This window comes from Halomonas cerina, from assembly GCF_014192215.1.
GTDB lineage: Bacteria > Pseudomonadota > Gammaproteobacteria > Pseudomonadales > Halomonadaceae > Halomonas > Halomonas cerina.
The window spans coordinates 73974-86432 of sequence record NZ_JACHXP010000018.1 but is presented as its reverse complement, the minus strand read 5'-3'; the positions used below and the strand labels follow the sequence as shown (position 1 = coordinate 86432).

7 protein-coding genes are annotated in these 12459 nt (G+C 69.0%); 6 read left to right on the top strand and 1 reads right to left on the bottom strand.

The annotated features are described in order from the left end of the window. Window positions 1–265: 265 nt before the first annotated feature. Window positions 266–772 (bottom strand): peptidylprolyl isomerase, encoded by a 507-nt coding sequence (locus FHR94_RS15735; RefSeq protein WP_183327002.1) that lies wholly within the window; start codon window positions 770–772, stop codon window positions 266–268. Between the two features lie 309 nt (window positions 773–1081). Between FHR94_RS15735 and FHR94_RS15730 the strand changes: the two genes are divergently transcribed. From FHR94_RS15730 to FHR94_RS15705, 6 genes are all read left to right on the top strand, one after another. Then, on the top strand, window positions 1082–2779 hold the full coding sequence (locus FHR94_RS15730) for a glutamine--tRNA ligase/YqeY domain fusion protein (RefSeq protein WP_183327000.1): 1698 nt from the start codon (window positions 1082–1084) through the stop codon (window positions 2777–2779). A gap of 1 nt (window position 2780) precedes the next feature. Further along, window positions 2781–4196 (top strand): cysteine--tRNA ligase, encoded by a 1416-nt coding sequence (gene cysS, locus FHR94_RS15725; RefSeq protein WP_183326998.1) that lies wholly within the window; start codon window positions 2781–2783, stop codon window positions 4194–4196. Window positions 4197–4279: 83 nt separating this feature from the next. Further along, on the top strand, window positions 4280–5830 hold the full coding sequence (locus FHR94_RS15720) for a TIGR02677 family protein (RefSeq protein ID WP_183326996.1): 1551 nt from the start codon (window positions 4280–4282) through the stop codon (window positions 5828–5830). After that, window positions 5818–7095, top strand: coding sequence for a TIGR02678 family protein (locus tag FHR94_RS15715; protein WP_183326994.1), 1278 nt, complete (start codon window positions 5818–5820; stop codon window positions 7093–7095). Before FHR94_RS15720 ends, FHR94_RS15715 begins: the two co-directional genes overlap by 13 nt. Next, on the top strand, window positions 7088–11224 hold the full coding sequence (locus FHR94_RS15710) for a TIGR02680 family protein (RefSeq protein ID WP_183326992.1): 4137 nt from the start codon (window positions 7088–7090) through the stop codon (window positions 11222–11224). The genes FHR94_RS15715 and FHR94_RS15710 overlap by 8 nt, the downstream gene beginning before the upstream one ends. Continuing rightward, window positions 11224–12459, top strand: a complete 1236-nt coding sequence (locus FHR94_RS15705) for a TIGR02679 family protein (RefSeq protein WP_183326990.1) — start codon at window positions 11224–11226, stop codon at window positions 12457–12459. Before FHR94_RS15710 ends, FHR94_RS15705 begins: the two co-directional genes overlap by 1 nt.

Here is a 12459-nt window from a genome sequence, read left to right as displayed (position 1 = left end):
ATCAGAACCTTCGGCGCTTTACCTTTCACCAGCATGACTCTGACCTTCCAGAGCCCACCGCTGAGGAAGCACGGTGGGGTGGGTCTTGGCGACCTATTGCCAACGTAGCGGGTTGTTTACCGCTTTCCCTGGTCAACCTGGCTTGCGTTTACAAGCCTCTCCCTTCAGGGAGAGGGAGTTGACGGGCGGGGTCCTGACGAACGTGGCAAGGTGAAAGCAGCACGCCCGCGAGGAGCGGGCGTGCGGTAAGGCGGGGTGATGAGGATCAGGCCTCTGCCTCGTCCTTCACGTAGGCCTTGTGGATCACGACGTCCTCGACGGGCACGTCGGCATGCATCCCGCGTCGGGTGGTGGGGACCGCCTTGATCTTCTCGACCACGTCCATGCCCTCGACGACCTCGCCGAACACGCAGTAGCCCCAGCCCTGGATGGTCTTGCCGCTGTGATTGAGGAAGTCGTTGTCGGCGACGTTGATGAAGAACTGGGCCGTGGCCGAATGCGGGTCTTGGGTGCGCGCCATGGCCAGGGTGCCGGTGGTGTTCTTCAGGCCGTTGTCGGCCTCGTTTTCGATGGGCTCGCGGGTCGGCTTCTGGTTGAAATCGGTATCGAAGCCGCCGCCCTGCACCATGAAGCCCGGAATCACGCGATGGAAGAGGGTGCCGTCGTAGAAGCCATCGCGCACGTACTGCTCGAAGTTGGCAGCGGTCTTGGGGGCCTTGTCGTGGTTCAGGGCGATGGTGATGTCACCGTAGTTGGTCTGCAGAACGATCATCGATAAGTTCCTGTGCGGTAAAGGGGCGTTGCCTTGGCGTTGCCCACGGCTGTAGCGCTATAATACCGGTTTTGCTTTCATGCGCGAAGCGCACGGAGATGGCGGTACCCTTGGCCCGCTCGGGGCTGTTCCGTCGGCAGGCCTGCGAGGAGGCGCTGTGAACCCTTCCCTGGGCGCTACCGATGCCATCCCTGGCATAGGACCTCCTCTTCGGCCTGCCCCCGGCGCCCCTCGCTTCGAGACTCACCCGGGGACTGCGCTCATGTCGTCAGGTTCGCACTCCTTCAACCAGAGGTCGATTTTCCCAACATGTCCACCGACACCACCAGCGCGCCGAACTTCATCCGCAACCAGATCCGCGAGGAGATCGAGGCGGGCAAGGCCGACAAGATCGTTACCCGCTTCCCGCCGGAGCCCAACGGCTTCCTGCACATCGGCCACGCCAAGTCGATCTGTCTGAATTTCGGGCTGGCCGAGCAGTTCGGTGGCGACTGTCATCTGCGCTTCGACGACACCAACCCGGCGAAGGAGGAGCAGGCCTATATCGATGCCATCAAGGAGGATGTCAGTTGGCTGGGCTTCCAGTGGGCCGGCCCGGTGCGCTTCGCCTCGGACTACTTCGATCAGCTCTACGCCTGGGCCCAGCATCTGGTGCGCGAGGGCAAGGCCTATGTGGATGACCTCTCGCCGGACGAGATTCGCGAGTATCGCGGCACCTTGACCGAGGCCGGCAGGCCGAGCCCCTATCGCGAGCGTGGCGTCGACGAGAACCTCGACCTGCTCGAGCGCATGCGGGTGGGCGAGTTTGCCGAAGGCGAGAAGGTGCTGCGAGCCAGGATCGACATGGCCTCGCCCAACATCAACCTGCGCGACCCAATCCTCTACCGTATCCGCCATGCCCGTCATCACCAGACCGGCGACAAGTGGAAGATCTACCCCTCCTATGACTTCACCCATGGCCAGTCGGATGCCCTCGAGGGGGTGACCCACTCGATCTGTACCCTGGAGTTCGAGGATCATCGCCCGCTCTACGAGTGGTTCCTGGCTAACCTGCCGGTGCCCTGCACCCCGCGCCAGATCGAGTTCGCCCGGCTCAACCTCAACTACACCCTGACCTCCAAGCGCAAGCTCAAGCTGCTGGTGGACGAGGGCATCGTCGACGGCTGGGACGACCCGCGCCTGCCCACCCTCTCCGGGATGCGGCGTCGTGGCTATACGCCGGCCTCGATCCGCAAGTTCTGCGAGATGATCGGCGTGACCCGCGCCGATAGCGGTCTGGTGGATATCGCCATGCTGTATCACGCGATCCGCTCGGATCTCGAGGACCACGCGCCCCGGGCCATGGCCGTGCTCAAGCCGCTGAAGGTGGTGCTGACCAATGTGCCGGAGGACTTCGAGGAGGTCTACGCGGTGGCCGGCCATCCGGCCCGGGAGGACATGGCGGTACGCCAGATTCCCTTCACTCGGGAGATCTACATTGACGCCGACGACTTCATGGAGGAGCCGCCCAAGAAGTTCTTCCGCCTGGCACCGGGCAAGGAGGTGCGGCTGCGCAACTCCTACGTGATTCGCTGCGACGAGGTCGTGAAGGATGGCGCCGGCGAGGTCAGTGAGCTGCGCTGCTCCGTGGACTTCGCTACCCTGGGCATGAATCCGGAGGGGCGCAAGGTGAAGGGCGTGATCCACTGGGTCAGCGCCGCGCACGGCGTGCCCATGGAGGTGCGCCTCTACGACAACCTCTTCCAGGTCGAGCAACCCGACCGGGACAAGGACACCGACTTCCTCGAGCACCTCAATCCCGAGTCACTGGTGACCGTCGAGGCCATCGGCGAGCCGAGCCTGGCCGAGGCCGAGGCCGAGAGCCGCTTCCAGTTCGAACGGGTGGGCTACTTCTGTGCCGACCGCCACGCCAGCCGGGCCGGCCGGCTGGTGTTCAACCGCACCGTGGGGCTCAAGGACAGCTGGGCCCGAATGCAGAAGAAAGCACAAGACAAGCAGAAGGACTGACATGCAGATCTACAACACGCTGACCCGTCGCAAGGAGCCCTTCACGCCCCTCGAGCCGGGCAAGGTCCGCATGTACGTCTGTGGCATGACGGTCTACGACTACTGTCACCTGGGCCACGCTCGGGTGATGGTGGCCTTCGACGTCATCACCCGCTACCTGCGGGCCCGGGGCTATGAGGTCATCTATGTGCGCAACGTCACCGACATCGACGACAAGATCCTCAAGCGCGCCGACGAGAATGGCGAGTCCATCGCCTCGCTCACCGAGCGCATGATCGCAGCCATGCACGAGGACGAGGCGCGCCTCGGTGTGCTGGTGCCGGACGTGGAGCCGCGGGCCACCGGCCATATCGACGATATCGTTGCGATGATCGAGACCCTGATCGCCAAGGGCTATGCCTACGCCGCCGACAATGGCGATGTCTACTATCGGGTCCGTCGCTTCGAACACTACGGCCGGCTGAGCAACCGCGACCCCGACGAGATGCGGGCCGGCGCGCGCGTCGAGGTGGACGAGCACAAGGAGGACCCGCTGGACTTCGTGCTGTGGAAGGCGGCCAAGCCCGGCGAGGCCAGCTGGCCCTCGCCCTGGGGCGAGGGGCGCCCGGGCTGGCACATCGAGTGCTCGGCCATGTCGACCTGCTGCCTGGGCGAGACCTTCGACATCCATGGCGGTGGACCGGACCTGATGTTCCCCCACCACGAGAACGAGATCGCCCAGAGCGAGGCGGCCACCGGCCAGCCCTACGTTAATACCTGGATGCATGCCGGGGCGGTGCGAGTGAGCCAGGAGAAGATGTCCAAGTCACTGGGCAACTTCTTCACCATCCGCGAGGTGCTCGAGCACCACGACCCGGAGGTGGTGCGCTACCTATTGGTCGCCAGCCACTATCGCAGTCCCATTAATTACGCCCCGGAATCCCTGGCCGAGGCGCGCAAGTCCCTGGAACGCTTCTACACGGCGCTGGAAGGACTGGTGCTCGACGAGGCGGTCGACACCCCCGTCACGGGGCTGGATTCCAGCTTCGATGCGCGCTTCACGGCTGCTATGGACGACGATTTCAATACTCCCGAGGCACTCTCGGTGCTCTTCGACCTGGCCCGCGAGCTTAATCGCACGAAGCAGGAGACCCCCGAGAAGGCGCCGGCCCTGGCCCATGAGCTTAAGCGCCTGGGGAGCGTGCTGGGGCTGCTCGGGCAGGATCCCGCGGCCTTCCTTCAGGGGCGTGCCGGGGCGTTGCCGCTGCCCGAGGCCGAGATCGAGGCCCGGATCAGTGAGCGCGCCGAGGCCAAGCGGGCCAAGGACTTCGCTCGCGCCGATGCCATCCGTGACGAACTCGCGGCACTCGGCATCGTGCTCAAGGATTCCCGCGAGGGCACGAGCTGGGTGCTTGAGAAGCCCGAGCGTGAGCTGTAAGCCATAGGCTTGAAGCGGGAAGACGCCCGGCCCGCCATGCAGGTGTGTCGGGCGTTTCGCTAACAGTGGGAACCGGAGCGACCTTGGATTACACCCCCTTCAGCTATGTCACCGCCGAGAAGGCCGGCCTCTATCGCGAGGTGATGCGCGCCTTCGTCGAGGCCAAGTCGCATTTCCTGGTGCACCTGCGCCCGGAGGATGTCCAGCAGCAGGTCGGCGAGTCGGAGCCGGCGACGGTGCAGGCGGCACTCACCCAACTGGTCAACTGGGGCAATCTGGCTGCCGAGCGCGACAATGCCCGGGTGACGAGCGTCGAGGACTACTACCGCGCCCTCTATGTCTACCAGATCACCCGTCAGGGCGAGGCGGTGGAGGCGGCCCTGGCCACCTTCGATCAGGAGCTGGGCCGGCGCGGCGCCCTGCAGAGCGTGGCACTGGAGGACATTCGCACCCGCCTGCGCGCCCTATGGCAGCTGGCGCAGAGCGATGCCCCGACCGCCACGGAGAGCCAGCTGCTGCTGCGCGATCTGGCCAGTGTCTTCTCCGACCTGGCGGAGAACGCCCGCGCCTTCATGACCGGGCTGAACCGTACCCTGGAGCATCAGGGCAGCGATGCCGACGCCTTTCTGCTCTACAAGGAGCGAGTGATCGGCTATATCGAGCGCTTTCTCGGTGACCTGACCACGGCATCGGGCGAGATCGCCGAGCTGATCCGTGTCCTGGACGATGATGGCTCCGGCGCCGAGGCGCCGGTGGCGCGGCTGCTGCGCCAGGCCGCCGAGCGCGAACTGGCCGATCTGGCGCCCGGCGAGTCGCCGGATGACGACGAAGCGCGCGCCCGCGCCTTCGACGCGGCCTGGCGGCGCTGGCACGGCCATTGGGACGGTCTGCGGGCCTGGTTCCTCGACCGGCCGGGGCGTCAGGCCCAGGCCCGGCTGTTGCGCAGCAGTGCGCGGCGCGCGGTGACCCAGCTGCTGGAGATGGTCAGCCACCTCAACGAGCGGCGCATGGCGCGCAGCGACCGCTCGGCAGACTTCCGCACCCTGGCACGCTGGTTCTTGGAGTGCGAGGACGATGGCCAGGCCCATCGGCTGTGGCGGACCGCCTTCGGCCTGGCGCCGGCGCGCCACCTGGTCATCGATGCCGAGACCAGCGAACGCTGGCAGGCGGCGCCAGTACCGGCCAGCACGCCCTGGGCCGAGGCGCCGGGCCTGCAGGTGCAAGCCCGGCTCAGGGCCACCGGCCGCTATCAGAAGGCCGGCGCGCCGCCGAAGCTGCGCCGCCGGGCGCGCGAACGTGAACTGCTGGCCCGTCAGCTGGCCGAGGAAGCCAGTGCCGCCCGGGCTGCGCGTCGACAGCTGGTGGAGCGACGTGCCGAGCGGCTCTCCGAGCTGGGGGAACTTGACGGTGGCGCCTTTCGCCTGCTGCTCAACCTGCTGGGGGATGCCCTGGGGGCGCGCCAAGGCGATGACGAACCCGTCACCACCACGACGGCGGATGGCAGCCTGCGCATCACCCTCACCCCGCTGGGGCCGGAAACCTCCGCCACCATCCGCACCGCCGCCGGCGCCCTGACCGGCCGCGACTATCGCCTCGTGATCCACGACCTGGAGGAGGTGGCTTGGACGAACTGAGCGATGCCCTGAGCCGTCAGCGCCAGGAGGAACAGCGCCGTGCCCTGCGCGCCCTGCTGGCCAGGCCACTGATTCGGGCCGACGAGATGGTCTTCCCCCTGGTGCGCCGCCATGCCGCGGTCCTGCGCGACTGGCTGGCGCGCGAGACCGGCTGGCACCTGCAGAGCGAGCGCGACTTCGTGCGCCTGCACAAGCGCCCCGCCGACAACCGGGATGCGACACGCCCGGCGCACGTCGGCCGCGGTACCCAGCGCAAGACCTTCAACCGCCGCCGCTACGTGCTGTTCTGCCTGCTGCTGACCGACCTCGAGCGTGGCGATGCCCAGATCACCCTGGGACGACTGGGCGAAGGCCTGGGCCGAGCCGTCGCCGACCCCGCCCTGTCGGAGCGTGGCCTGGTGTTCACCCTGGATCATCAGGAGGCACGCCGTGATCTGGTCGTGGTGGTGCGGCTGCTGTTGGCGCTGGGCGTGCTGGTCCGGGTGGCCGGGGAGGAAGAGCAGTTCCTGCGCCGTGGCCTGGAGGGCGACGTGCTCTATGACGTGGACCGTCGGGTACTATCGGCACTACTGGTCAGCGCGCGGGGGCCTTCGCTGGTGGCGCTGAATGGTGCCGATGCATCGCTCGATCTGGAGGAGCGACTGCGAGCATTGACTGAGACCTTCGTGCCCGACACCCCGGAAGGGCGCAATCGCGAGTTGCGCCATCGCCTGGCGCGCCGCCTGCTCGATGACCCCGTGGTCTACTGGGCGGATCTCGACGAGGACGAGACCGCCTACCTGACCAATCAGCGCGGGGCCATGGTGCGGCGCCTCCAGCAGGCCACCGGCCTGGTCCCCGAGGTGCGCGCCGAGGGGCTGGCGCTGGTCGATCCGGAGGGTGAATTGACCGACGAGAAAGTCCCCGCCGAAGGCACGGAGGGGCATCTGGCGCTGCTGATGGCCGAGCGGCTGGCCGAGGCGGGCCCCGAAGGCGTCGGCCTGGATGAGGCGGAGGCCTGGATCCAGGGCTGGCAGAGCGACTATCGCCGTTACTGGCGCAAGGCGGCCTGTGAGCCGGGCGCCGCTCACGGTCTCTGCCGCCAGACCCTGGCGCGTCTGGCGGCGCTGCGCCTGGTGGCACGCCGCGGCGAGCGCGTCATGCCCCTGCCGGCCCTGGGCCGTTTCCGCGTTCAGCCGGCGGCCACACCCGATGACGGTCCCCCTTTTTCTTCCGGGCAACCTGCCCGACAACCCGACCTGGTGGACCCTTTAGCCGATGAGTGAACTGCCCCAACCGCGTCGCCAGCGCTGGCAGCCCCTGCGCTGTGGCCTGGTGGAGATCTTCTACTACGACGAGGAAACCTTCCACTTCCATGATGGCCGCTTGCTGTTGCGCGGCAACAACGGCACGGGCAAGTCCAAGGTGATGGCCATGACGCTGCCATTCTTGCTGGATGGTCAGTTGATCCCCTCCCGCGTTGAGCCCGATGGCGATGGCGGCAAACGCATGGAGTGGAACCTGCTGGTGGGCGAGTACCCGGAACGCCTGGGCTACACCTGGCTGGAGTTCGGCCGCCAGGGAGCGTCGGGGCCCGAGACCTTCACCCTGGGTTGCGGCCTCAAGGCGGTGGCGGGGCGTCCGGTGCGCTCCTGGTTCTTCACCACACCGCAGCGCGTGGGGCACGACCTGTTCCTGGTCGAGAATGGCCGCAGTCTCAGCCGCGACCGACTGATTCAGGCCTTGGGGAGCGAGGGGCGGCTTTACGATCGTGCGGCGGACTATCGGCGCACCATCGACGAGGCGCTGTTCCACCTGGGCGAGCAGCGCTATGGGGCGTTACTCGATCTGCTGCTGCAGCTGCGCCAGCCGCAGCTGGCCAAGAAGCCCGACCCCAACCGCCTTTCCCAGGCGCTCAGCGACGCCCTGCCGCCGCTGGGCCGTGGCCTGATCGGCGAGGTAGCCGAGGCCTATCGCAGCCTGGACGCCTATCGTGGGGAGATTCAGGGGCTGGAGGAAACCGCCCACGCCGTGGAGGCCTTCCTGGGCCACTATCGCCAGTACGCCGGTATCGCGGTGCGTCGTCGTGCCGAGGGACTCACCGGCGCCCACGCCGAGTATGAGCGCCATCGTCTGCAGCTGGGCCGGGATCGCCAGGAGCTGGAAGCAGCCGCGGGCGAACGCGATACCCTGGCAAAGGTACGCCAGGCCCGGGAGGGCAAGCTGCTGGACCTGACCGCACGGCAGCGTACTCTGGAGGCCAGCGAGGTCATGCGTTCCGCCGAAGCGCTGCACAACGCCGATGAGCAGGCCCGTCAGCGCGCCCAGCATGCCCAGAGGCAGGCGGCGCTGCGGGAAAGAGCGCAGCGCGACAGCGAGCGGGCCGGGACGCGTCTGCGGGAGGCCGAGCAGGCGCTCGGCATCAGCGGCGAGAGCCTGCGCCAGCGGCGGGAGGCGAGTGCCAGCGCGGCCGAGGCCGCCGGGCTTGCCCACGACCATCATCGGCACATCGACGGGCTGGAGACGAAAGCGCCGGCGCCGGCCGAGATCGAGGCGCTACAGCAGGCGCTGCAGGGGGAGCATCGCCGCCGCCTGGAGGGCGTTGTGCACCTGCAGGGACGTCTTGGGGAGGTGGAGCAGGCCGAGCGGCGTTTCCATCAGGCCGAGCACGAGGCGCGCCGCGAGGAAGAGACCCTGGGCAGCCGCGAGGATGACCTGCAGGAGGCCTTTGAGGCCCGAGCCGGGGCGGCCGAAACGCTACAATCGGCGTGGCGCCGTCATCTGGACCGGCTGTGCGAGCTGGCACCGAACGATCCCGAGGCACTGCTGGCCGAGCTCGAGGGCTGGTGCGCTCACCTGGGGGGCGAGGATCCCGCCGAGGCGGGACTCTCCAAGGCGCGGGATGCGTTGCGCGAATGCCTGGGCCAGCAGCGCCTCATGCGTCAACAGTCAGGTGACGAGATCGAGGTGGCCTGCAATGAACTCGAGGAAGAGCGTGCCCGACTGGCGGCCGGCGGCGAGACCGCCCCGCCGACGCCCCACACCCGCGGGGAGCAGGCGCGCCAGGGCCGGCCGGGGGCGCCGCTCTGGCAGCTGGTAGACTTCAAGGGAGAGCTTTCCGAGGCGCAGCGCGCCGGCCTGGAAGCGGCCCTGGAGGCCGCCGGGCTACTGGATGCCTGGCTGATGCCCGACGGTGACCTGCTGGCCCCCGGCACCTGGGATACCCTGCTGGCGCCCGACGCCGAGGCGCCGTCTTCGCCGGCTGAGGCCACGCTGGCGGGCGTGCTCTGCCCGGACCTTCACGGTGAGCCGCCGGTCGCCCGCCAGGTGGTCGAGCGTGTGCTGGCGAGCATCGGGAGCGGGGCGTCCGAGGCCTTCGCCTGGGTCAGCGATGATGGCCGCTGGCGGCTGGGGCCGCTGCGTGGTCAATGGGGCAAGCCGGCGGCGGTGCATATCGGCCATGCGGCACGGGAGGCGGCCCGACAGTGCCGCCTGACGGCCATCGAGGACGAGCTGTCCGACCTGGCCCGCCAGCGGGCCGAAATCGACGCCGCGCTCGGGGGGCTGGCGAGGCGTCTGGAAGCGGCCGAGCAGGAATGGCAGCAGCGGCCGACGGCCCAGGCGCTGCGCGATGCCCATGCCGCCGAGGCAGCGGCGCGCCGCGCCCGGGATCTTCAGGCCGAGCGCCTGGAGCGAGCCCGGGAGGCCCTGGAGGCCGCCCGCGAGGCGCTCCAGGCGCTTCGCGGTGAGCTCTTCCAGGCTGCTGAAGACCTGCGCCTGCCCGCCGAGCGCGAGGCACTCTCGCGTGTCGAGTCTGCCCTGGGCGACTACCGGCTGGCCATCGGCGAGCTGATCCAGGCGGTCAGGGCCAGGCAGGCGGCGCAGCGCCGTCACACCGAACAGTGCGAGGAAGCCGATTCCGCCCGGGAGGCGCTTCAGCAGGCCGAGCTCGACCACGCCGAGGCCGCCGAGCAGGCCCGGGAAGCCGAGGTGCGTCGGGATACCCTGCGCGAGACCATGGGGGCCGAGGTGCAGGCTCTCGAGCGTCAGCTGGAAACGATTCGCCTGGAGCGCGAAGCGCTGGGTCGCGAGCAGCGTGAACTCGAGCAGCGCCATAGCGAACGGCTGGGCAAGGTGGCGCGCTTCGAGGAAAAGGTGGGCAACGGCGAGCGGCGCCTGACCGAGCTGGATGCACGTCGCGGCGAGGCCATCGTCGCCTTCCGTGCCCTGGTGGAAGAGGGATTGCTGCGGGTCGCCGCCCCCGACGCCTTCGCCGAGCACGAGCCGCCCGCCTCCTGGGCGCCGGACCCCGCCGTGCGCCTAGCCCGTGCCGCCGCCCAGGCCACGTCCCGCCTGAGCGCCGACGATGACAGCTGGCACGTCCACCAGGGGCGCCTTCACGAGCACATCAAGCTGTTGACCGATGTGCTCTCCCGGGGCGGCCACGACTGCCTGGCCGAGGCCCGCGACGACCTGCTGCTGGTGCGCATCGTCTTCCAGGGTCGGCGCCAGGACCCCGATGCGCTGGGTCGCCAATTGAGCGACGAGATCGCCCAGCGCCAGGCGCTGCTCAACGCCCGCGAGCGCGAGCTGCTGGAGAACTACCTGATCGACGAGGTGGCCAGCCATATCCAGGAGCGCATCACCGCCACCGAGCGCGACGTGACGACCATGAACCGCGAGTTGGAGAGCCGGCCCACCAGCACCGGCATGCGATTGCGCATCCGCTGGCAGCCCCTGACCGAAGGGCAGAGCGCCGGTGGCCTCACGGCCCCGACGGGGCTGGCCGATGTCTGCCAGCGGCTGCGACGCCAGGCGCTGGACGCCTGGTCGCCGGAGGATCGCGAGGTGGTGGGCGACTTCCTGCGCCAGCGTATCGAGGAGGCACGGGCCAGTGACGAGGGCGGCGCCCTGCAGGAGATCCTCGAACGGGCCCTGGATTACCGCTTCTGGCACCGCTTCGTGGTCGAACGCCATCAGAATGGCCAGTGGCGCCCGGCCTATGGGCCGGCGTCCGGCGGCGAACGGGCGCTGGTGATCACCTTGCCGTTGTTCGCCGCGGCGGCGAGCCACTACAGCAGCGCCCATCCCCAGGCCCCGCGCTTGGTGATGCTCGATGAGGTCTTCGCCGGCATCGATGACGATGCCCGGGCCAAGAGCATGGGGCTGCTGGCCCAGTTCGACCTGGATGCCATCATGACCTCGGAGCGGGAGTGGGGCTGCTACCCGGACGTGCCGGGGCTCGCCATCGCCCAGCTGGTGCGCCGCGAAGGCATCGATGCCGTGCACGTGACCCGCTGGCAGTGGGACGGGCGCCACCGACGGCGCGACGAGACACCCGTCAGCCAGGTTCGCGAGTCCGCTCCCCTGGCGGCGGATGAGGTAGCAGGTGGCGGCATGGACAGCCTCTTCTGATGGATCCTGAACGCCTGCAGCGCCTACTGGGAGGATCCGAGCTTGCGCGGCTGCGCCGGCGCCTGGCGAACAAGCTGCTGCGCGAGGGCGGGGGGCGGCTCTCCCTCAGTCGGGTCAGCGAGGCCGAGCGGATCGCCGTGGAGCGCCTGCTAGGGCGGCCGCCCCGTCAGGGCAAGTCGCTGTCCGTCGATATCCGGGCCCTATCCCAGGCCTTGGCCCGGGCCGGGGTGGCCCCCCACCTCCGCGATGCCCTGGAAGCCCTGGACGGGCCCCTGGTCGATGCCCGTGCCGAGCGGGAGGCTGAGCGTCGCCGCTGGGCCGACCTGCTCGCCGGCTACCGGCCGCAGGCCGAGCGCCTGGGCCTCGGCGACTGGCTGGACGCCCTGCAGGCCAGCGGCCTGCTTAAGCGCCTGGCGGGGCGATGTGAACGGCGCGGCACGTCGCTGCTCGAGCAGGCACTGTGGGTGCTGGAAAGACTGCCCGTCCCGGGCATGACCCTGAGTGCCCTGGCGGCCGAGTGCCTGGGCGATGCCCACGGCCTGGATGCCGGTCGGCCGGTGGCCGCCCTGGTGCGGCGTGCCCTGGCCCGCCACTGGCGAGGCGGGGTGGCCCTTGACGACCCCGATGAGCGTACCATCTGGGCCCATGCCGGCGTGCTGCTGGGCGGGGATATCACCAGTGCGGTGCTGACCTATCGGCTGCCGACCCGCGACCGTCTGTCGCTGGATCAGGCCCTGGCCGCTTACCATCACCGGGCGGAGCCCACCTGGCTGACCCTGCGTCAGTTGCTGCGCTATCCCCCCCAGTGGGCCTGCGCGGAGCGTGACGTCTTCGTCTGCGAGAACCCTGCCGTGCTGGCCGAGGCCGCCGAGCGCCTGGGGGCCGAGTGTGCGCCGCTGATTGCGACCTGGGGGCGGCCCGGTGCCGCCGTGCTCACCTTGCTGGAGCAGTTGGAGACCGCCGGCGCCGTGCTGCACTACCACGGCGACTTCGACTGGCCGGGGATCGGCATCGCCAATGCCCTGCTAAGGCGCTTCACCATGCGCCCTTGGCGGATGGGGGCGGCGGATCTGGAGGCTTGCGCCCACCTCGAGGGCAGGCCGCTGGAGGGGCGGCCCGTGGATGCCTGCTGGGATCCCGGGCTGCGCGCCGTGCTGGAGCGTCGCGGTACCGCCCTGCACGAAGAGCAGCTAATCGACACCCTGCTGGATGACCTGTGTCGCGATCGACCCTGA